22 protein-coding genes, 1 tRNA gene and 1 other RNA gene are annotated in these 20036 nt (G+C 69.3%); 16 read left to right on the forward strand and 8 right to left on the reverse strand.

Annotated elements, in window-relative coordinates; translation table 11 throughout:
• The 3 genes from A3IC_RS58415 to A3IC_RS0135645 form a co-directional block, all read right to left on the reverse strand.
• Positions 1–327: helix-turn-helix domain-containing protein (locus A3IC_RS58415; protein WP_158695818.1), on the reverse strand; the 327-nt coding region annotated here is incomplete at its 3' end.
• A 494-nt stretch (positions 328–821) separates the two neighbouring features.
• Positions 822–1571, reverse strand: coding sequence for an SDR family oxidoreductase (locus A3IC_RS0135640; RefSeq protein WP_020554867.1), 750 nt, complete (start codon positions 1569–1571; stop codon positions 822–824).
• A 157-nt stretch (positions 1572–1728) separates the two neighbouring features.
• Positions 1729–2634 (reverse strand): AraC family transcriptional regulator, encoded by a 906-nt coding sequence (locus tag A3IC_RS0135645; RefSeq protein ID WP_020554868.1) that lies wholly within the window; start codon positions 2632–2634, stop codon positions 1729–1731.
• 144 nt (positions 2635–2778) lie between these two features.
• Here A3IC_RS0135645 and A3IC_RS0135650 point away from each other — a divergent pair, with 144 nt between their 5' ends.
• Together A3IC_RS0135650 and A3IC_RS0135655 are read left to right on the forward strand one after the other, a co-directional pair.
• A complete protein-coding gene (locus A3IC_RS0135650) occupies positions 2779–3096 on the forward strand; it encodes a putative quinol monooxygenase (RefSeq protein ID WP_020554869.1) in 318 nt (105 codons plus the stop codon).
• A 100-nt stretch (positions 3097–3196) separates the two neighbouring features.
• The gene (locus A3IC_RS0135655) at positions 3197–4156 is read left to right on the forward strand and encodes an alpha/beta hydrolase (protein ID WP_026219121.1); all 960 of its coding nucleotides are present in this window, start codon (positions 3197–3199) and stop codon (positions 4154–4156) included.
• Positions 4157–4487: 331 nt separating this feature from the next.
• Here the strand turns inward: A3IC_RS0135655 and A3IC_RS0135660 are convergent, their stop codons facing one another.
• From A3IC_RS0135660 to A3IC_RS58420, 3 genes are all read right to left on the reverse strand, one after another.
• Positions 4488–4787, reverse strand: coding sequence for a hypothetical protein (locus A3IC_RS0135660; RefSeq protein WP_020554871.1), 300 nt, complete (start codon positions 4785–4787; stop codon positions 4488–4490).
• A gap of 53 nt (positions 4788–4840) precedes the next feature.
• Positions 4841–5287, reverse strand: coding sequence for a prevent-host-death family protein (locus tag A3IC_RS0135665; RefSeq protein ID WP_245599763.1), 447 nt, complete (start codon positions 5285–5287; stop codon positions 4841–4843).
• Positions 5288–5914: 627 nt separating this feature from the next.
• Entirely contained in the window at positions 5915–6409 is a 495-nt protein-coding gene (locus A3IC_RS58420; RefSeq protein WP_205353584.1) for a hypothetical protein, read from the reverse strand.
• 261 nt (positions 6410–6670) lie between these two features.
• On the opposite strand from A3IC_RS58420, the gene A3IC_RS0135675 reads away from it, so the two are divergent.
• From A3IC_RS0135675 to A3IC_RS0135700, 6 genes are all read left to right on the forward strand, one after another.
• Positions 6671–7540, forward strand: a complete 870-nt coding sequence (locus tag A3IC_RS0135675) for a Crp/Fnr family transcriptional regulator (protein WP_245599764.1) — start codon at positions 6671–6673, stop codon at positions 7538–7540.
• A 115-nt stretch (positions 7541–7655) separates the two neighbouring features.
• On the forward strand, positions 7656–8447 hold the full coding sequence (locus A3IC_RS0135680; RefSeq protein ID WP_106669109.1) for a hypothetical protein: 792 nt from the start codon (positions 7656–7658) through the stop codon (positions 8445–8447).
• Positions 8444–8737 carry a hypothetical protein gene (locus tag A3IC_RS0135685; RefSeq protein ID WP_020554876.1) on the forward strand — a complete coding sequence of 98 codons (294 nt, stop codon included), beginning with the start codon at positions 8444–8446 and terminating at the stop codon, positions 8735–8737. Before A3IC_RS0135680 ends, A3IC_RS0135685 begins: the two co-directional genes overlap by 4 nt.
• Positions 8728–9474 (forward strand): hypothetical protein, encoded by a 747-nt coding sequence (locus tag A3IC_RS0135690; RefSeq protein WP_020554877.1) that lies wholly within the window; start codon positions 8728–8730, stop codon positions 9472–9474. The genes A3IC_RS0135685 and A3IC_RS0135690 overlap by 10 nt, the downstream gene beginning before the upstream one ends.
• The gene (locus A3IC_RS0135695) at positions 9471–9779 is read left to right on the forward strand and encodes a hypothetical protein (protein WP_020554878.1); all 309 of its coding nucleotides are present in this window, start codon (positions 9471–9473) and stop codon (positions 9777–9779) included. The genes A3IC_RS0135690 and A3IC_RS0135695 overlap by 4 nt, the downstream gene beginning before the upstream one ends.
• Positions 9776–10888 carry a hypothetical protein gene (locus tag A3IC_RS0135700; RefSeq protein WP_020554879.1) on the forward strand — a complete coding sequence of 371 codons (1113 nt, stop codon included), beginning with the start codon at positions 9776–9778 and terminating at the stop codon, positions 10886–10888. Before A3IC_RS0135695 ends, A3IC_RS0135700 begins: the two co-directional genes overlap by 4 nt.
• A 327-nt stretch (positions 10889–11215) precedes the next feature.
• Here A3IC_RS0135700 and A3IC_RS0135705 read toward each other — a convergent pair.
• Together A3IC_RS0135705 and ffs are read right to left on the reverse strand one after the other, a co-directional pair.
• Positions 11216–11300 (reverse strand) — tRNA-Ser (locus A3IC_RS0135705).
• An 84-nt stretch (positions 11301–11384) separates the two neighbouring features.
• Positions 11385–11483, reverse strand: an RNA gene (gene ffs / locus A3IC_RS63945) — signal recognition particle sRNA small type.
• 89 nt (positions 11484–11572) lie between these two features.
• Between ffs and A3IC_RS0135710 the strand changes: the two genes are divergently transcribed.
• The 8 genes from A3IC_RS0135710 to A3IC_RS0135745 all read left to right on the forward strand — a co-directional run bounded on the left by A3IC_RS0135710 (position 11573) and on the right by A3IC_RS0135745 (position 19978).
• Positions 11573–13735 (forward strand): DNA polymerase III subunit gamma and tau, encoded by a 2163-nt coding sequence (locus A3IC_RS0135710; RefSeq protein ID WP_020554880.1) that lies wholly within the window; start codon positions 11573–11575, stop codon positions 13733–13735.
• Between the two features lie 171 nt (positions 13736–13906).
• Positions 13907–14251, forward strand: coding sequence for a YbaB/EbfC family nucleoid-associated protein (locus tag A3IC_RS0135715; protein WP_020554881.1), 345 nt, complete (start codon positions 13907–13909; stop codon positions 14249–14251).
• 187 nt (positions 14252–14438) lie between these two features.
• On the forward strand, positions 14439–15038 hold the full coding sequence (gene recR / locus A3IC_RS0135720; RefSeq protein WP_020554882.1) for a recombination mediator RecR: 600 nt from the start codon (positions 14439–14441) through the stop codon (positions 15036–15038).
• Entirely contained in the window at positions 15031–15651 is a 621-nt protein-coding gene (locus A3IC_RS0135725) for a DUF5063 domain-containing protein (protein WP_020554883.1), read from the forward strand. The genes recR and A3IC_RS0135725 overlap by 8 nt, the downstream gene beginning before the upstream one ends.
• Before the next feature lie 206 nt (positions 15652–15857).
• Entirely contained in the window at positions 15858–17126 is a 1269-nt protein-coding gene (locus A3IC_RS0135730; RefSeq protein ID WP_020554884.1) for an aspartate kinase, read from the forward strand.
• A complete protein-coding gene (locus A3IC_RS0135735; protein WP_020554885.1) occupies positions 17123–18190 on the forward strand; it encodes an aspartate-semialdehyde dehydrogenase in 1068 nt (355 codons plus the stop codon). Before A3IC_RS0135730 ends, A3IC_RS0135735 begins: the two co-directional genes overlap by 4 nt.
• A gap of 214 nt (positions 18191–18404) precedes the next feature.
• Entirely contained in the window at positions 18405–18992 is a 588-nt protein-coding gene (locus A3IC_RS0135740) for a SigE family RNA polymerase sigma factor (protein WP_020554886.1), read from the forward strand.
• Positions 18989–19978 carry an LPS-assembly lipoprotein LptE gene (locus A3IC_RS0135745; RefSeq protein ID WP_020554887.1) on the forward strand — a complete coding sequence of 330 codons (990 nt, stop codon included), beginning with the start codon at positions 18989–18991 and terminating at the stop codon, positions 19976–19978. The genes A3IC_RS0135740 and A3IC_RS0135745 overlap by 4 nt, the downstream gene beginning before the upstream one ends.
• Positions 19979–20036 lie beyond the last annotated feature (58 nt).

Here is a 20036-nt window from a genome sequence, read left to right on the forward strand (position 1 = left end):
GGAGGGGCTGCGGCCCAGCTCGGCGGCGATCGTGCGGACGCCGGCCTTGTCCCGCAGCCGGTCGGCAATGTGGATGCGGTCGGCTTCGCGCAGGTGTCTCGACGGGCCGGACGAGGGCGCCGCGGTGATCGGCGGCGCCCCCTTCCTGCCTGCGGTCGGGCTGTACCCGTTGCGCCATCGCTTCCCCGTGCGGACGTTGATGCCGACGACCCGGCATGCCTCCGCGAACCCCAGTCCTTGATCCACGAGCCGGAAGTATTCCTCCCGCTCCCGGGCCGGTTTCACGGGACCCTGAGGTTCCCGAGTCCCACGGATCTCGAAGTCCATCGCATCCCCTGAGCTGGGGTGTTGCGACGACCACTAGAACCCAAGATGGCGATCGGGGCGTTCGTTTTGCCTGTTCAGGCTGGCGGAGGATACGAGATTCGAACTCGTGAGGATGTGAACCCAACACGCTTTCCAATGGGTCATCTGCCGATTCGGCGACGCTCGCCGACGTCCTGACCTGTGGTGGAGTACACGGCTGTCAGCCTCGCGAACGCCGCTGTATACCGGTGAATGCAACCAGAACCGCAACCAGGGTGGTGGCTCTTGATTGCAGTTGATCAGGCTGACAACCGCTCCTGCGCCCTTGGGGTTCTCGGGCCCCGTGCCCTACGACTCGGTGATGCTGCGGGCGGTCTGTGGCAGCTCTGGGATGAAGGCGCGTACAGCGCCACTGCCGGCGGGTGAAGACGGCCGCCGCGCTCGGCAGGTCGAGTCTCCCCATCCCCGTCTCGGACAATCCCACGCCGGTACACGTGAGCGCGCATCCGGTTTGGTCACGTCGCCTGGGCGAGCCGGACGGCGTCGGGGCCGGCCGGGAAGCGCAGTTGGCCGGTCGTGTCGTGGGCGGCGCGCCAGACCGTCTCGGCGACGTCGCTCTCTTGGGTGAACAGATCCTGGCCGGTGAAGTCGGCCATGGCCTTCCTTGCGAACGGCGTGTAGGGCGGCGGGACCAGCTCGTCCAGCGGCCCGCCGTCCATGGCCTTCCCCGCGAAGTTCGTCGTCAGACAAGCGCCCGGCTGGACCGTCTTGGCCCGTACACCGAACGGTGCGAGTTCGAGCGCGAGGGACGAAGTGAACCCCTCGACGGCCGCCTTGCTCGCCTTGTAGACGGCCGAGAGGGGCATGGGGCCCAGCACCACGCTGGAGGTCACGTTGACCACCACGCCGGATCCGCGCTCGCGGAACTGGGGCAGCACCGCCTGCGTTGTGGCCATCACGCCGAACGTGTTGGTCTCGAAGACCTCCCGCACGCGGGCCATCGGGGTCCCCTCGAACACGCTGATCGAGGGGACGCCCGCGTTGTTGACCAGGGCGTCGATCGGCCCGGCGAGCTCGAGCGCGGTGGTGATCGTGTCGGGCTTGGTCACGTCCAGTTCGACGATGCGCAGCCGGTCCGACTCGGGCAGGACACCCGGGCGCCGGCTGCGCATCGTCGCGATGACGTTCCACCCCTGCGCGTGGAAGTGGAGGGCGGTCGCGCGGCCGTAGCCGGACGAGGTCCCGGTGATCAGAACGGTGTTCATTCTGTGCCCCTTGCGATGTGGTGGGATCCGCGGACTGGAATGTTCATTCCTGCTCGGCGGTGGTTTCAGTGATCCCATTGAATCGCTCTGAATTGCGAAAACAGTAGAACTATCCTCGCCCTTCCTTGCACGATTCTCCCATTCTGTCCGACCGTACTTAGGGCATGATGCTTGCCGGGCTGCGGGCGGCGTCCCGCAGGCGGACCGCGTCCCGGCCCGGGGGCGCGCCGAACCGGCGGCGGTACTCGCGGCTGAACTGCGACGGGTTGTCGTAGCCGACACGCCGGCCGACCCCGGCGACATCGCCCGGGTGGGTGGCCAGCAGCAGTCGTGCCTCCTGGAGCCGGATCTGCTTCTGGAACTGGATGGGGCTCATCGCGGTCACCGCCTGGAAGTTGCGGTAGAACGCGGAGGCGCTCATGCCGGACAGGCGGGCCACGTCCTCGACCCGGAAGGGCTCGGCGTAATGCTCACGGATCCAGCGTGCGGCGCGTGAGACATGGCTGAGGCCGCTGTCGGCGATGCCCAGTTGGCGCACCGTCGCACCCTGCTCGCCGGTGATCACGCGCCACAGGATCTCGCGTTTGACCAGCGGGGCCAGTACGGCGCGGTCGCGGGGTTCGTCGAGCAGGCGCAGCAGCCGGACCACCGCGTCCAGGAGGGTGGGCGGCGCGTTGCTGACGGCGATCCCCGACGGCGGGCCTCCGCCGGTGCGGGGCATGTCTCCGGGGCCGGCCTGCAGCAGGAGCTCGGCAACGGCGGACGGTTCGAGAACGAGCCCGAAGCCCAGCGCCGGGCGGCCGGGGTCGGCCTGGGTGAACTGTCCGGTGACGGGCATGTCGACGGAGGCGACCAGGTACTGCCCCGGTCCGTACTCGTAGACCCGGTCGCCCAGCGCGAGCCGTTTGGCGCCCTGGGCGATGACCGCCAGGACCGTGCCGGACATGGAGGGCGCGGGCGGGTCGGGCCGGTCGACCTTCGAGATCAGGACGCCGTCGACGGCGGTGGTCCAGTCGGGGCGGGCGTGCCGGGCCAGCAGGTCGCGGAACTCATCGAGGGGCATGCGCCCATTTCAGCAGCACTGCGCGGTAGTACTCCCGAATTCGCGAGGATCATGCAAGAGCGCGAGAGAATCCTTCTAACATTTCCGCAGGTCAGGGGCATTGAATGGAAGCGGTCCACTCCACCGAAGCGAAGAAGGCTCCTCATGATTGCCAACTACGGATTCAACGCCACTCTGACCGCCGCCCCTGGAATGGGCGACCGGCTGGTCGATGTGCTGTTGACCGGCCTGGACGAGGGCAGCCCCGGCGCGAGCGAGCACTGCGTCGTCTACCTGGTCTCGCGTTCCGCTTCCGACCCAGACGTCGTACACGTCACCGAGGGATGGACCAGCGAGGAGGACCACCACCGGACGTTCGCCGGCGAGGCCGCCCAGGCGATCGTGGCGCGGATCGGCGGACTGCTGGCCAAGGAGCCGGAGAACACCGACTACGTCCCGGTCTGCGGCAAGGCCGCCTTCTAGGCCCCGGGGAGGCCGCCCCGGCGCCTGCCGAGGCGGCCTTCGCTCCACCCGAAATCCCGCCCGAGAGCCCCCGCACCACCCCCGCGAAAGGCCGACGACCATGACCACAGCGCGCCCTGCCCTGAACCCCGAACTTCGCGACCTCCTCTCCGACATGCCGCTGATGTCCGAGCTCACCATGGAATTGCTCGCACAACTGCGGCAGTACCCTTCGACGCCGGTCGGGTCCCTGCCGGCCCACCGGCGGGTCGACCGGCGCGAGGTCACCGTGCCCGCCAAGGACGGCACTGCGATACCTCTGTCGGTCTTCACCCCCGCGAGCGCCGACCGCACCACCGCCGCGCCTTGCGTGTACTGGATCCACGGCGGCGGAATGGTGATGGGCGACCGTTTCTCGCAGATCGACATACCGCTGGAGTGGCTCGACGAGTTCGGCGCGGTCGTGGTGTCCGTGGACTACCGGCTGGCACCCGAGGCTACTGGCACCGTCCCCGTCGACGACTGCTACCAGGGACTGCTCTGGGTCGCCGAACACGCCGAGGAACTGGGCGTCGATCCCGCCCGGATCATCGTCGCGGGAGCCAGCGCGGGCGGCGGCCTGGCGGCCGGCGTCACGCTGCTGGCCCGCGACCTCGGCACTCCGGCGATCGCCGCGCAGATACTGACCTGCCCCATGCTCGACCACCGCAACACCAGCACCTCCAGCCGCCAGTACTCCGGCGGGCCCGGCGTCTGGACTCGCGAGATGAACGACTTCGGCTGGCGCTGCGTTCTCGGCGACCTCACCGACGACGACGTACCTGCGTACGTCTCACCCTCGCTGGCCGACGATCTCTCGAACCTGCCGACCACCTACATCGACACCGGCTCCGCCGAAGTGTTCCGCGACGAGGACACCGACTACGCCACCCGGATCTGGGCAGCCGGCGGACAGGCCGAACTCCACGTCTGGGCAGGCGGTTTCCACGGCTTCGACGCCCTGTATCCACAGGCGCACATCTCGGCCACGGCCCGCCGCACCCGCACCGACTGGCTCGCCCGGCTCCTGCACGCCGCATGACGCCGTAACCCGCGGTGCCGCCGGAACGCCCGGCGCCGGCTCGGCGCGCGAAGGCCGGGAACGGGAGCGAGAGGCAAACCGAGACCGACAACGACGTTGCCCCCGGCCGCTGAGCGACCGGGGGCAACGTTTTGCCTGTTCAGGCTGGCGGAGGGTACGAGATTCGAACTCGTGAGGGTGTGAACCCAACACGCTTTCCAAGCCGCCGTTGCGGTGCCCGGCACAATTCGCCGGCGTTCTGACCTGCCGCGAAGCTCCAGCCCTCTTGGCGTCTGGACTTCGGTGAACGGAGGTGAATGAGACCAGAACTGAGACCAGCCGACGCAAGGCGTCAGGCGTCAGTGTCTTTCGGATGCCGGGTGGAGGCGTACACCAGGTGGACGGTATGTCCGACCTCATCGACGAGATAGCGCACGCGACCACCGGCGGTCACTTCGAATTCCCATTGCGACAGTTCCTGGCCGCCCAGGACCCGGGTGGCAAGGCGACCGCGCAGGCGGTGCTGTCGGTCCGGGTCGCGGGTGGACAGTGGGTCGGTGCGGAGGGACTCGAAGCAGCGACGGGCATTGGCCGCCGCCTCGGCACAGAGGTCACCCCAGCCCTTGGCAGCCTCGGTGGTCGCGAAGCGCAATCTCCACTCGTCACCGATGGGTGGCGGCGGGACATCGTCACCGCGTTTCGGACTCAAGGCGCGAGTACCTCACCGTGATCCTCATCCTGCAACGGCTCGGTGAGCAGGGCGGCCAACTCGGGATCGGCCAGGATCCTGGCGGTCGCGCGCCACTCGACAATGACGCGATGCAGGGTCGAGTGCACATCCAGTTCCGCGACGTCGCGCGTGGCGTCCACGAGGTCCACGACGAACTCGCGGACCTCATCCGCGGACAAGTGTCGAATCCACGGGAAAACCGTCGGCAAGGCGAGGAGTACCGCTCGGGCGCCCTCGTCGGTACCGATCAACGCGGCGAACAGTCGGGAGGTGACATCCGCAGTTTCTTCCCGCTGGCGATCATGGCGCTCAGTGGTCAGATAGAGATCCTCGCCGTCACGACGTGTGACGTGGACACGCTGGGCCTGTTCGACGGTCTCGGCGACTCGCTTCGAGTTCTTCGACAGGTCGGAGAAGGCCACGGTGAGAGTGGACATGGATGCATGATACTTCGGAATGTGTTCCGAAGTCCAAGCCTGGTGCTGGATGGAGTGACCGGTCGTGGGTCTCCGGCCGAGAGCCGTGGCGTACGGGGCGGCGCTTGGGCCTCGCCTCCGGTCCATCCATGCCGCGATGACAGACGGGCTGTGCACCACCTGCCGGACCGAGGTGAACCGCGTCGGGCGGCAGCACGGTGAAGGGCCGGGATCCACCGGCCGGCCCGGCCTTCTGAGCCGACTGAAACCAGAACTGCAACCACATGAAATCGGCCCCGACCTGGCGAGAGGTCGGGGCCGACGGTTTTGCCCGCTGTTTTAGCAGTCCAGCAGACTGGCGGAGGATACGAGATTCGAACTCGTGAGGGTGTGAACCCAACACGCTTTCCAAGGGGTCATCTGATCATGCAGTTGGCGCTACCGACGTCCTGACCTGCGATGAAACACTCGGCTGCGAGTGTCGTGAACGCCGCCGTACACCTACGAATGCAACCAGAACTGCAACCAGGGCCGCTGCGGGATGGGTTGCATTTGGCAGAGTCAGGATCTCCACGAGCGCGAGCGACATGTCCTTGATATCTCCTCCACGTCTAGGCGACGCAGTGGCAGGGTTCAGGGCGTGGTGAGGTTTGCGGGCGCTCTCCCGACGATGACCGACAAGGTGCCGCGGTATGTCGCGCCGAGAGCAGTCACGGTGCCGAGCGTTGCTCCCGGACCGTTCTTGAGGCGAGTTACGTAGTTCTCGGGAAGCAGTACGCGGTCGCCGACTTCGAGGGCTTCGGGCCCACGCCAGCGATACGCGTATCTGCCGACCTCGACGACCTGATCGCCCTCGATTTCGTAGTAGCGCCTCGCCTGGTCGAGTTGGGCTTCGAGGTCCTTGACGCGTTTCTCCAACTGCTCGACCTTGAACGTGGACCAGTGTGTGCCGCTCTCGCTGCCAGATTTGTACCCCTCGTTGTAGCCGCGGCGATGGGCATCGGCGAGTGCGCGGTCGTGTGCTGTGGCATGCGTTCCGCAAGCAATGTCCGAGCCGGTTATCCGTATCTTGCAAGGGCTCCCTGAGCGGGTGGGGCGCCCACATGTTCGAATCGCGATCTCAGTCATCTGTGCGGCCCCATCTTCCGATACAGAGGTGCGGTGTGCCTCTGTAAATCGATGTGCCAACGATACGAGTGTCGGCTGCGCTGTACGACCCATTCGGTCACGAACGAGGTTCCTCCGTAGAGGAGTTCGGCCGTGGTGCGAAGACCGCCGGCTACGGATCACGGCTTCGAGACCCCACCTCGGACCCTTTTTGGGAACGACGTGAAGCGCCCCTGAGGGACTCTTCATGCGTCGGACCGAGTCTCGAGTGACCCATTGGTGATGCGCTCTGTGACGGCGTCGACGCACGCCCTGCGCACAAACACCACACCGGATACTCGTTGCACGCTCTTTCCGCTCGAATCCGGGCCTGATTCCCTGACCGGGAAGGTACTCGGGTTCGACCGTGAGGTGGGTATGGAGCGCGCGACTCAGGGGACAGCACGGCGCGGCACGGAGGGCATCGGCCATCGACGGCCCGCCTGGTTCCTAGGCAGCTTGTCGGGGCCGGTCCGGGAGGAACTGCTGAGCATCGGTTCCCCACAGCAGTTTTCGCCCAGGGAGAAGATCCTGGTCGAAGGGGCACGGGGGGATTACCTGGTGCTCCTGAAGACCGGCCGCGTGAAGGTCACCGGCAGGCTCGGCAACGGGCATGAAGCCCTGATTGCCATCCGGGTCGGCGGAGACGTGGTCGGGGAGATGGCCGTGATCGACGATGTGCCCAGGTCGGCCACGGTAACGGCGTGTGACGACGTCGACGCTCACGTTGTCCAAGGTCGAGCGATGCGGAGCTTCCTGGACAAGTGCCCCGAGGCCGCCATTCAGATCGTGCGGCTCAGCAACCGCCGCCTGCGCGCCGCGAATTCCCGGCGCATCGCGTTTGGCGAGTTCCCGGCTCGAGTGCGGTTGGCCCGAGTGCTCAGCGAACTGGCGGACAAACACGGCCGGGCCGTTTGCTCGCACACCCTGATCTGCGTCGACCTCACGAACACCGAACTCGCCGGGTTCATCGGATCGCAGCTGAGGACGGTGCAGAAGGCGCTGGCGGGCTTTCGCGCCGAGGGGATCGTCAGGACCGGCAGCCGCCGGATGGAGGTGATCAACCCGGACCGCCTCCGGGTGATCGGACGCCTGCCGACGATCGGTGGCTGACACCGCCTAGGAACCCGCATTTTTGCGGCTTGCTCGGAGATTCCGGCCCGCCGGCCGCACAGTTGGCGTCGATCGCAGCCAACTGACCACTCTCATCGAGCAGGTGATGGTTCACATGACTTCGCATCCGACCGCACGGCCCTGGGACAAGTCCCGGCCGGACGTCTCCCGCCGCCTATGTCTGGCGGCGGACATCGAGCAGTACAGTCGCTTCGACACCCCGGACCAGTGGGCCGCACAGGCTCAACTCGCCCGGGTGTTGCGAGCGGCAGCCGAACGCAGCGGGCTGGATCACAGCAAGTGGTGCACCCAGCCGCAGGGCGACCTGGAGTTCGCGGTGCTTCCGCCCGGCACACCCGAACAGCTTGTGCTGGGCGAGTACGTCACGCACTTGGCGGCTGAGCTCGGCGGCTACAACGCCACCCGCCGGCCCGCCGGGCGGATGCGGCTTCGGCTGGCCATCGACACCGGCGTGGCCGCCACGGCCGCTCTTGGCTTCTCTGGTCCTGCCCCGGTCGCGGTAGCCCGCTACCTGAACGCCCCCCAGGTGAAACAGGCCTTGGCGGCCGCCGGTTCGGAGAGCCTGGCCGTGGTGGTCTCCGACCGGCTCTACCAAGACGTGGTGCGCTCGCGGTTTCACGGACTCGACCCGGAGCAGTACCGCCGCATCCACGTGCAGCAGAAGGGGTTTGCCGGGTACGGCTGGGTTCGATTGCCCGGAACGGATCCGCAGGACGCGCAGGAGCCATGGCCGGGCGCGCCGGAGGACGGGCCGCGGCCCCCGGCGCGAGCGGCGGAGCGGGAGCAGCCGACCTTCGTGCAGCACGGCGTCCACGGCACCGCCATCCAGGGTGTGATCCACGGGTCCGTCGTTCACGGGGCGGTGCCCGGTCGGGCGGGCCGATGAGCGACGACCCGCCCGCCGGAGGCTGCACCTCCTGCGAGAACGCGGCGGGCAGCAACCGCCAGCAGGGCACCCGGGGCCTCTCGGTCCAAGGCCGGACAGGCGACGTGCACTACTACGCCGCTGGCGACCACCATCCCATCGCAAGCGCGCGGCGGCGCGCGGCCGGCTTCTCGCCGGTCCCCTACGAGACGCTGCGCGAGGAGTTGCACCGGATCATCCGGGCCTGCTCGCGCATCGTGGACGACCTGCGTGACGACACCGACGACTCGGGAGGCGCACCATGGGACTGATCCCCTATAACCGGGTATTCGACGTGCTGGAGCACCGGCTCCGGCCCGCCGACCTGCCCTTCCCGGTCACCACGGCCGACGGGCCAACTCGGCTCTCCACCCTGGCGGCCCGGCGGGCGTTGTACAGCAGGTCGGCGGACCTGCAGCTCCGAGAGGAGATCTGGCGCGAGGCCGTCGGCGCAGCGCAGGTCGACACCAGCGCAGGTGGCCCGGACCGGCTGCTGGTGCTCTGGCTGGCCCTGCCCGCAATGCGGCGCACCCTCTACCGGATTGCGATCCGGTGGTCGATCGACCGGCGGGAGCTCGAATCCGAGGCCCTGCTCGCCCTGTTGGCGGCACTCGCGGACGTGGACCCGCTGGCTCAGGAGGCTGGCTCCGCGCTGCTGCGCCCAGCCATCAACCGGGTCTGGGCGTTCGCCCGGGCCCGTATCCGGGAGCGGCCGGTGGCGGACATCGCGGCGCTGGCCGTCGCCCACCTCGCCGTGGAGGCGCCCGCGGAGTCGCCGGTCAGCGATTGGCAGGATGGCTGGGAGCTGCGCGTTTCGCCGCCTGCCCGGCCTGACGGCCTGTCGGCGACGGTGCGGTTCAGTGTCGCACCGGAGCGGCTGGAAAGCTTCCGACTGGGCGAGCTGGCAGGTCACCTGGGTCTCGGAGAGATTGTGCACCGGGCGCGGCGCCCGAGCGAAGGCAGCCGGATCGGCACTCTGTCGCTGCGTCCGGCCGGAGGACGACCATGATCCCACGCCCCGGCACCTGGCTGTCGTTCAGCGAGGCGTTCGACCTGCCGCTGGTCGTCGACCTGCGCACCGCCGCCCGCGCGCTCGGGCTCTGCCCCGCCACCGCCTACAAGCTCATCTACCAGGACTGCTTCCCCTGCCCGGTCCTGCGCCTCGGATGGCAGTACCGGATCCCCACCGCCGGCCTGCTTCGGGCGCTTGGGATTGAGGAGCGCCCCGTCTACCCGGCCGATCTGCGCGCCGGCGCCGACTTCGCGGAACAGCGTGATTGTGCAATGGCGTTCGAAACGGAGGACTACACATGAGCATCGTGGCCGTCACCGCTGCTGAGCCCGAGGAGGGACCGATGACGACCTGCTTCGTCATCGCGCCCATCGGGAACGAGCACGCCCCGGATGGGAGCCCGGAGCTCTTGGCGTTCGAGGAGAACCTGGAAATCTACGAAAAGGTAATCCTGCCCGCCTGCGCCAAGCACGGCATCGTCCCGGTCCGGGCGGACGGGATCGCCGACTCGGGCGAGATCACCGAGCAGATCTGCCGCCACGTGCTGCAGGACGACATCGTGATCGCCGACCTCACCGGGGGCAACGCCAATGTCACTTATGAGATCGGGATTCGGCATCTGACCGGCAAGCCCATCATCCACATCGGTGAGAACGGCCAACTGCCGTTCGACCTCTCACTGATCCGGACAATCATGTTCAAGCGCAGCCGGAGCGGGCTGGTCAAGGCGCGGCGGGATCTTGTGAGTGCGCTGGAAGGTGCCCTGCACAACGGGTTCGAGCCGCTGACCCCGGCCCGGATCCTATTCGGGCTGCCAGCGGCGCCGCTGCCGGCTGTGGTCGAGGCGGAGCCGGATGACCCAGAGGCCCCCGGGCTGATCGACCGGTTCGCCCGGGTGGAGGAGCAGATGGAGGCGATGGGTGAGACCACGGAGGCGATTACTGGATTCATGACCGTGATCGCCGAAGTCGCCCTGGATATCGGCCCCGTGATGGAGCAGGCCTCCCAGCCCGGCGCGCCGATGAGCGCGTGGCTGCCGGCGATGTCCGAACTGGGGACAGCGATGGCCGAGCCAGCCTCCGGTCTCCGGGAGGCGTGCACCCGCTTCGCCGGGCAGATGGTGGAGATGGACGCAGCGGTCCTGACTGTGTTCGACGTCATCGCGGCGATGCCACCCGAGCAGCGCGCCGGTTCGGCGACCGGCTTCCTTGAGCAGATGGTCAGCATCGCCGAGTCCACCCACGAGGTGATCGGCGTGCTCGGCGAGTTTGAGGTCGGCATGCGGTGGGTGGCGAAGATGAGCCGGGCGCTGCGGGCGCCCGGCCGGGACATCTCGGCTGCGGTCAAGCAGGTCGGCGGCGTGATGTCCCGGATCGCGGACTGGGAGCGCCGGGCCCGCGCGCTGATGTGACCGCGTGGGGCCCCGGCCTGCCGGGGCTTCCCGCGCCGCACACCCGTCGATCGGGTGAGCCGCGCGATCGGTTGCTCACGCACCTGGGGGCAGGACTACGCCACTCAGATGACCAGGGATGGGGCCTTCTTGCCGAGGTGGCACTTGAAGGTTTGCGGATCTCTGAATGTGCCGCCGGTTCGAGGCGTGTGGGACGAAGACCAGGCGTACGGAGATGCATTTAGCCGTATATATCCGAAATAAATGCAACCAGAACTGCAACCAGAAACGACGTCAGCCCGGACCATCGAAGTGGTCCGGGCTGACGTTTGCCCAAGTGGGCGGGTGCGGAGGATACGAGATTCGAACTCGTGAGGGGGTGAACCCAACACGCTTTCCAAGCGTGCGCCCTAGGCCACTAGGCGAATCCTCCGTGCGGAAGCTTACAGGAGGTCGGCGGGTGCTCGCGCACCCCTATTCGAAGGGGGCGCGGGGGTGGGCCGGGCGGGATGGGGGATGCAGTGAACCCCCCGTGCACCCGGCAGAGCCTCCCTATCCTTGCTGCCTTCCGGCCCTGGGGAGGTTCAGGAGGATACCGCCGCACGGGGGGTCCGGGGCCTACAGTACCCGACCCGGGTCGGTGTTCGGGCACGGGCGGGTGGTGAGGGTCCGCGTCTGTCCTTCCGCCCGGCTATCGTCGGGGGCGTGTCGCTCGCCCTCTACCGTCGCTACCGCCCCGAGACCTACGCAGAGGTCATCGGGCAGGAGCACGTGACGGAACCCCTCATGCAGGCCCTGCGGAACAACCGCGTCAATCACGCCTACCTGTTCAGTGGGCCGCGAGGGTGTGGCAAGACCACCAGCGCGCGCATTCTCGCCCGGTGTCTCAACTGTGAGCAGGGGCCCACGCCCACGCCCTGCGGCGAGTGCCAGTCGTGTCGGGACCTCGGTCTGGGCGGGCCCGGCAGCATCGACGTGATCGAGATCGACGCCGCGTCGCACGGTGGTGTGGACGACGCTCGTGACCTGCGCGAGAAGGCGCACTTCTCGCCGGTGAGTTCGCGGTACAAGATCTACATCATCGACGAGGCCCACATGGTCACGTCGGCGGGCTTCAACGCGTTGCTCAAGGTGGTCGAGGAGCCGCCGGAGCACCTGAAGTTCATCTTCGCCACCACCGAGCCGGAGAAGGTGATCGGGACCATCCGGTCCCGGACGCACCACTACCCGTTCCGGCTGGTGCCGCCCGGCGTGCTGCGCGACCACCTCGCCTCGGTGTGCGAGACCGAGGGCATCAAGGTGGAGCCGGCCGTGCTGCCGCTCGTGGTGCGGGCCGGCGCCGGGTCGGTGCGGGACTCGATGTCGGTGATGGACCAGTTGCTCGCGGGCGCCACCGACGACGGTGTCACCTACGCGATGGCCACCTCGCTGCTCGGGTTCACCGACCGGTCGCTGCTGGACGACGTCGTCGAGGCGTTCGTCGCGCAGGACGGTGGGGCCGCGTTCGAGTTGGTCGATCGGGTGATCGAGGGGGGCTACGACCCGCGCCGGTTCGTGGCCGACCTGCTGGAGCGGCTGCGCGACCTGGTGATCCTCGCCGCGGTGCCGGACGCGGCCGACAAGGGCCTGATCGACGTGCCGGCCGACCAGCTGGAGCGCATGGTTCGGCACGCCGCCGAGTTCGGCCGGGCCGGGCTCACCCGCGCCGCCGACATCGTCAACACCGGCCTCACCGAGATGCGCGGTGCCACCGCGCCCCGGCTCCAGCTGGAGCTGATCTGCGCCCGGGTACTGCTGCCCGCGGTCGACTCCGGCGAGCAGGGTCTACAGACGCGCCTGGAACGCCTGGAACGCCGCGTGTCGCTCGGCGGTCTCCCCGCGGGCTCGGCCGCCCCCGGCGGACCCACCCCGGACCACGCCCGCGCCGACGCCCCGGCCCCCGCGCCGACCCGCCCGCACCAGGCCGCCGCACCCCAGCCCCCGGTACCGGCTCCCGCAACACAGCCGCAGCACCCACAGCCGCAACAGCATCAGCCGCAGCAGCATCAGTCGCAATCCCAGCCACAACAACCCCAACCCCACCAGCCCGCCCCGACCCCCGGCGCCTGGCCCCAGGCCCGCACCGCCGGCTCCGGCCCACCCCCCGCCGCACCCCAGCAGCACACACAACAGCCGTACCAATCACAGCAGCCCACCCAGGCACCCGCCGCAGCCCCCGCCCAGGCCACCGGCGACCTCGCCCGCGTGCACGAGATGTGGCCGCAGATCCTGGACGCCGTACGCGGCCGCAACCGGGTGGCCTGGATGATGCTGCAGACCGTGACCGTGGCCGGGTTCGACGGCACCACGCTGACCCTCGCGTTCGAGCAGGCCGGCACCCGCGAGGGCTTCCGCAGCAGTGGCCGGGACGAGATCGTGCGACAGGCCGTCCAGGACGCCTTCGGCTTCGACTGGCGGATCGACTGCGTGGTCACCGGCGAGGCCGGCGCCGCGCCCACCCGTCGCCCCGGCGGCCCGACTCCGCCGCCGCCCGCCCCCGCCCCGACCGCGACGCCGCCCGTCGACCGCCCGCCCGCTGGCCCACCCCCCGGCGCGTGGCCCGGCGCTTCGGCTCCGCCCCCTCCGGTCGCGCCGCCGCCGCCCGCCCCGGCCCGTCCCGCCGCCGCCCCGCCGCAGGCGCCGCCCACCCGCCCGCAGCCCCAACAGGCACCACCACCTCCGCCGCCGCCCGAGCCGGACTTCGACATCCCCGAGGACATCGGCCGGTACGACGACGAGGACCTGGCGGACGACGGCGGCCTGTCCACCCACGAATTGCTCACCCGCGAGCTCGGCGCGACGATCATCGACGAGTCGCCCACCACTTGACCCGGCACCCGACCGGGGCGCCCGACCCACCCGTCCACCACCTGACCCGCCGATGCGTGCCGTCGCCGCGCATCGGCCCCGCCCGGAGCCGTAGGCTCGACGGCAGGACGGCCGCCGAGCGGGCCGCCCCGAGGCGGTGCGAAGCCGCGTTCGAGCGACGAAGGGTGTCCAGTGTTTCCCGGTGGTGGCCAGCCCGACATGCAGCAGCTGCTGCAGCAGGCGCAGAAGATGCAGCAGGACCTGATGGCGGCGCAGGACGAACTCGCGCGCACCCAGGTCACCGGAAGCGCCGGCGGCGGCCTGGTGACCGCGACCGTGTCCGGCGCCGGCGAACTGCTGGCTCTGGAGATCTCGCCGTCCGCGGTGGATCCTGAGGACACGGAGACACTCGGCGACCTCATCGTCGCCGCGGTACGCGACGCCAACCGCGCCGCTCTGGAGATGCAGTCCCAGTTGATGGGCCCGCTGGCCCAGGGCATGGGCGGCGGCGGCCCGCTCGGGCTGCCCGGCATGTGAGCCGAGCCGAGCCCAGCCAAAACCCGGCCCGGCCAACACCCGGCCCACCCGACCGAAGACCGAGCCCACCCGACCGAAAACGACCCCACCAAAGGCCCCGCGAAGCAGCCGATCGAAGACCTCGGCACACGGAGTCGACCGCCCCAACCGACCAACCGAAGAACCAGAGCGAGCAGGGAGACGGTAGGTGTACGAAGGCGTCGTACAGGACCTCATCGACGAGCTGGGCCGATTGCCCGGTGTAGGGCCGAAGAGCGCGCAACGCATCGCCTTCCACCTCCTGGCGGCCGACCCGGCCGACGTCCGGCGCCTCGTGCACGCGCTCGTCGAGGTCAAGGACAAGGTGCGGTTCTGCGCCACATGCGGGAACGTGGCGGAATCGGAGCAGTGTCGAATCTGTCTCGACCCGCGACGCGACGTCGCGGTGATCTGCGTGGTCGAGGAGTCCAAGGATGTCGTGGCGATCGAGAAGACCCGCGAGTTCCGGGGTCGGTATCACGTGCTCGGTGGCGCGATCAGCCCGATCGAGGGCGTGGGACCCGACGACCTGCGGATTCGTGAGCTGATGACCCGGCTCGCGGACGGTGTGGTGACCGAGTTGATCCTGGCCACCGACCCGAACCTGGAAGGAGAGGCGACCGCGACGTATCTGGCTCGCCTGTGCAAGCCGATGGGTCTGCGTGTGACCCGGTTGGCCAGCGGGCTGCCGGTGGGGGGCGACCTGGAGTACGCCGACGAGGTCACGCTCGGGCGTGCCTTCGAGGGGAGACGACTGCTCGATGTCTGACGACCTGAACGAATTCACCCATGAGATCGCCGACCAGATCGACAGCTTCGTCCTGGCCGTCACCGAGGTGGCCAAGGGCGAGGAGCCGGAGCAGGCGGTGTCGATGCTGCTCCTGGAGGTCTCGCAGTTGATGCTCGCGGGCGGCCGGCTCGGCGCGATCGCCGATGTGGTGCCCGACGACCGCTTCGAGCCGGACTCGGGTCCCGACCCGGACGTCGACGCGCTGCGCTCGGCGCTGTCCCGGCTGCTGGAGCCGATCGACGTGTACTACGAGGTCTTCGATCCGTACGTGCCCAAGTCCAAGCCGGTCGCGGCGCGCCTGTCGGACGACGTCGCCGACGTGGTCGCCGACCTCGCGCACGGGCTGGCCCACCATCGGGCCGGGCGCAGCCGCGAGGCGCTGTGGTGGTGGCAGTTCTCGTACCTGTCCAACTGGGGCGCGACCGCGAGCGCCGTGTTGCGAGCGCTGCAGTCGGTGGTGTCGCACGCCCGCCTGGACGATCCGATCATGGAGAGTCTGGACCCGGCCGGACAGGCACTCGCCGACGAGTTGGTCGACGAACTCGCCGAGCAACTCGACGAGGCCGTGGTCCTGGGTGGCCCGCACACGTGATCCTTTCGAGACCACGCGATCCGGGCGGTTCGGGAGCGCATCCGGCCCACGCCCCGGGCGTTTGGCACCGAATGCCCGCTTAGTGATGCGTACGTCGCACAATCCCGCCTGGTGATACGTACGTCTCACAATGTGAATAAAGCTTTGCCCGCTGTGCGGCCTAGTTAGACTGAGGCGACCGCACAGATATCAAGCGAGGAGCGCACGTGGGCCTTGTCGTGCAGAAGTACGGCGGCTCCTCCGTCGCCGATGCCGAGGGCATCAAGCGCGTGGCCAAGCGAATCGTCGACACCAAGAAGCAGGGCCACGAAGTGGTCGTGGTGGTGTCCGCGATGGGCGACACGACGGACGAGCTGATCGATCTGGCGCAACAGGTGAGTCCCATCCCTTCCGGGCGCGAGCTCGACATGCTGCTCACCGCGGGTGAGCGGATGTCGATGGCGCTGTTGGCGATGGCGATCAAAAACCTGGGCGTCGACGCACGGTCGTTCACCGGCAGCCAAGCCGGTGTGATCACCGACGCGGTCCACAACAAAGCGCGCATCATCGATGTGACGCCGGGTCGGATCCGCTCCGCGCTCGACGAGGGCGCGATCGCGATCGTGGCCGGCTTCCAGGGCGTGTCCCAGGACACGAAGGACATCACCACGCTCGGCCGCGGCGGCTCGGACACCACCGCCGTCGCGCTCGCCGCCGCGCTGAACGCCGAGGTCTGTGAGATCTACACGGACGTGGACGGCATCTTCACCGCCGACCCCCGCGTGGTGAAGAAGGCCCGGAAGATCTCCCGGATCAGCTACCAGGAGATGCTGGAGCTGGCCGCGAGCGGATCCAAGGTGCTGCACCTGCGGTGCGTGGAGTACGCCCGCCGCTACGACATGCCCGTGCACGTGCGGTCGTCCTTCTCGGGACTCGTCGGCACTTGGGTGACGGATGAACCCGAAGGGGACGACATGGAGCACGCGATCATCTCCGGGGTCGCCCACGACACCAGCGAAGCGAAGATCACGGTGGTCGGGGTCCCGGACAAGCCGGGCGAGGCGGCCAAGATCTTCCGTCTGGTGGCGGACAACGAGATCAACATCGACATGATCGTGCAGAACGTCTCCGCGGCCTCCACCGGCCGCACCGACATCTCCTTCACGCTGCCGATGTCCGACGGGCAGAACGCGATGACCGCGCTGACCAAGGCCCAGGCCGAGATCGGCTTCGAGTCGCTGCGCTACGACGACCAGATCGGCAAGATCTCGCTCGTCGGCGCCGGCATGCGCTCGCACCCGGGCGTGACCGCCAAGTTCTTCGAATCGCTCACCGGCGCGGGGGTGAACATCGAGCTGATCTCGACATCCGAGATCCGGATCTCGGTGGTCTGCCGCGCCGACGGCGTTCCGGCCGCCGTACAGGCCGTGCACACCGCGTTCGGTCTGGACGACCAGTCCGGCGAAGCCGTCGTCTACGGAGGTACCGGCCGATGACCCGCAAGGACAAGCCCACCCTGGCCGTGGTCGGCGCCACCGGCGCGGTCGGCACGGTGATGCTCGAACTGCTCTCCACCCGCCAGGACGTGTGGGGCGAGATCCGGCTGATCGCCTCCGCGCGCAGCGCGGGCAAGAAGCTCGTCGTGCGCGGCGAGGAGGTCGAGGTCATCGCGCTGAGCGAGGAATGCTTCGACGGCGTGGACGTCGCGATGTTCGACGTGCCCGACGAGGTCTCCGCGCACTGGGCGCCGATCGCCGCGAGCAAGGGCGCGGTCGCGGTGGACAACTCCGGCGCGTTCCGGATGGACCCCGAGGTCCCGCTCGTGGTGCCCGAGGTCAACGCCGCCGCGGCGCGGGTGCGGCCGCGCGGCATCATCTCCAACCCCAACTGCACGACGCTGACCATGGTCGTCGCCCTGGGCGCGCTGCACGCCGAGCTGGGCCTCAAGGAGCTCGTCGTCGCGTCGTACCAGGCCGCGTCCGGCGCCGGGCAGCCCGGTGTCGACGCGCTGCGCGAGCAGATCGGCAAGGTCGCGGGCAGCCAGACGCTGGGCACTCAGCCCGGCGACGTGCGCCGCGCGGTGGGCGACTTCGGTCCGTTCCCGGCGCCGCTCGCGCTCAACGTGGTGCCGTGGGCCGGTTCGCTCAAGGACGACGGCTGGTCGTCCGAGGAGCTCAAGGTCCGCAACGAGTCCCGCAAGATCCTGGGGCTGCCCGACCTGAAGGTGCACACGACCTGCGTGCGCGTCCCGGTGATCACCACGCACTCGCTCGCGGTGCACGCCGTGTTCGAGAACGAGGTCTCGGTCGCCCGCGCGCACGAGATCCTGGACGGTGCTCCCGGCGTCGTGCTGTGCGACGACCCGGAGAACGGCGAGTTCCCGACGCCGGCCGACGTGGTCGGCACCGACCCGACCTGGGTCGGCCGGGTGCGTCGTTCGATCGACGACCCGTTCGCGCTCGACATGTTCATGTGCGGGGACAACCTGCGCAAGGGCGCGGCGCTGAACACCGCCCAGATCGCCGAGGTCGTCGCCGCGGAACTGGTCGAGCGCGACTAGCCCCGGACCGCGGACCGTTGCGGCAGCCGGTGTTCCCCGAGTGGGGACACCGGCTGCCGTGCGTGCGGCGGCCGCTTCCCCGCCCCGAGTAGCTGACTGCGCATCACCCGGCCCACTACGGTGGGCGGATGTGTGGCTGAGCCGACGACCGTCCCCGGATCGCAGGCGTATACAACCTTCCCGGGGGGTCGAGTGTCCAACAGTCGTGGCAGAAATGGTCGTGAGGGCGGAACCGGTGCTGCGCCCGGTCCGAATGCCTGTGGTCGGCGCGCTGGATCAGGGCGTTTCGGGAGTTTCCGTGTCCTCTGACGCGGGCGTCTCGATAGACGTCCTCACCGAGACCTATCGCGCCCACTATGGTTCGTTGTTGCGCTTGGCTTCCCTGTTGCTCGACGACACCGATTCGTGTGAGGACGTGGTGCAGGAGTCGTTCGTCCGGGTGCACACCGCCCGGCACCGGTTGCGCGAGGCCGACAAGACGCTCGCCTACCTGCGGCAGACCGTGGTGAACCTGTCCCGGTCCACGCTGCGGCGGCGGATCATGGGCATGCGATTGCTGTCCAAGCCCGAGCCGGAGTCCACGAGTACCGAGGACGGCTCGCGGCACGTGTTGGAACGGGACGTACTGGTAAGGGCGTTGCGCGAATTGCAACGACGGCAGCGGGAAGTGATCGTGCTGCGCTATTACGCTGATCTGACAGAGGCTCAGGTGGCCGATCTGCTCGGACTGTCGGTCGGCTCGGTGAAGGCGTACGCCTCACGCGGACTGGAAGCCCTCCGGGCCCGGATGGAGACGCCGTGACGAACGACCCGGGGACCTTTGGTCCCGACCCCGACGACCTCGCGGCAGAGGTACGCCGGCGACTGCATGCGGCGGTCGCCGACGTGCAGCCCTCGTCGGACGCGCTGGACCGGCTGCGCGTGGCGGTGCCGGCTCGGCGCCGACAGCGGCGGGTGGCCACGCTCGGCGCCGCCGGGCTGGTGGCGGCGCTGCTGGTCGGCACACCCGTGCTGCGCACCGCGGTGGACGGCGGCGGCGACTCGAAGTCGAATGTCAGCGGGACCCAGCCGTCGGCGGGCACGGTCAACGCCACCGAGCCGTTGCCGGGGCCGAGCGAGGGGATGAGCGCCGGGATCCCGGGCGGGGCCGGCCAGTCCCATCCGGCGACCCGAGGCGGCACCCCGAGCAGCGGATCCGGCGCCTCGATCGCTCCGACGAGCGGGCTGAGCGCGGGTGCCGGGCAGAGCGCGCCGCCCGCGAGCAGCGCGCCGCCGACCGGGACCGCGCCGCCGGTGAAGCCGACACCCGCGTGTCTGACCACCGACCTGTCCGGGGAGGACGCCCGACTCGGACCGGTCGGTACCGACGGCCTGGCGTACGGCGTACTCCAGGTGCGCAGCAACGCGGCCAAGGACTGCCAGGTGACCGGGCCCGGAGTGGTCTCGGTGGGCTCCCCGCCCGGCAACCCGCCCGTGCAGGTCACCGTGCACCAGCACACGGCCGGCGACGGTGCGGCCGGGTTGCCGCTGCTGCCGGAGACGGCGGGCACGGTGATCGTCCTTCGACCGGGCCAGGCGTACGAGTTCCAGTTCGCGTGGCAACCGCAGGTGCCGGGCGCGGACGGCAGGTGCGCCCCCGACGCGCCCAAGGCGCCGGTGCCCGCGCTCGGCTACGCGCTCGTGGCCAACGACTTCAACGTGGCCAAGGTGGCGCTGACGCCCACGTGCGGCGGCACCGTGTTCCGCACCGACATCTATCGGACGGGGGAGTACCCGCGCGCGAGGTGAGCTCCCGCGGTGCCGCGGACTCGGGGGCGGGGTCGGGCCTGTACCCGCGTGCGAGGTG

Source organism: Embleya scabrispora DSM 41855, assembly GCF_000372745.1.
GTDB lineage: Bacteria > Actinomycetota > Actinomycetes > Streptomycetales > Streptomycetaceae > Embleya > Embleya scabrispora.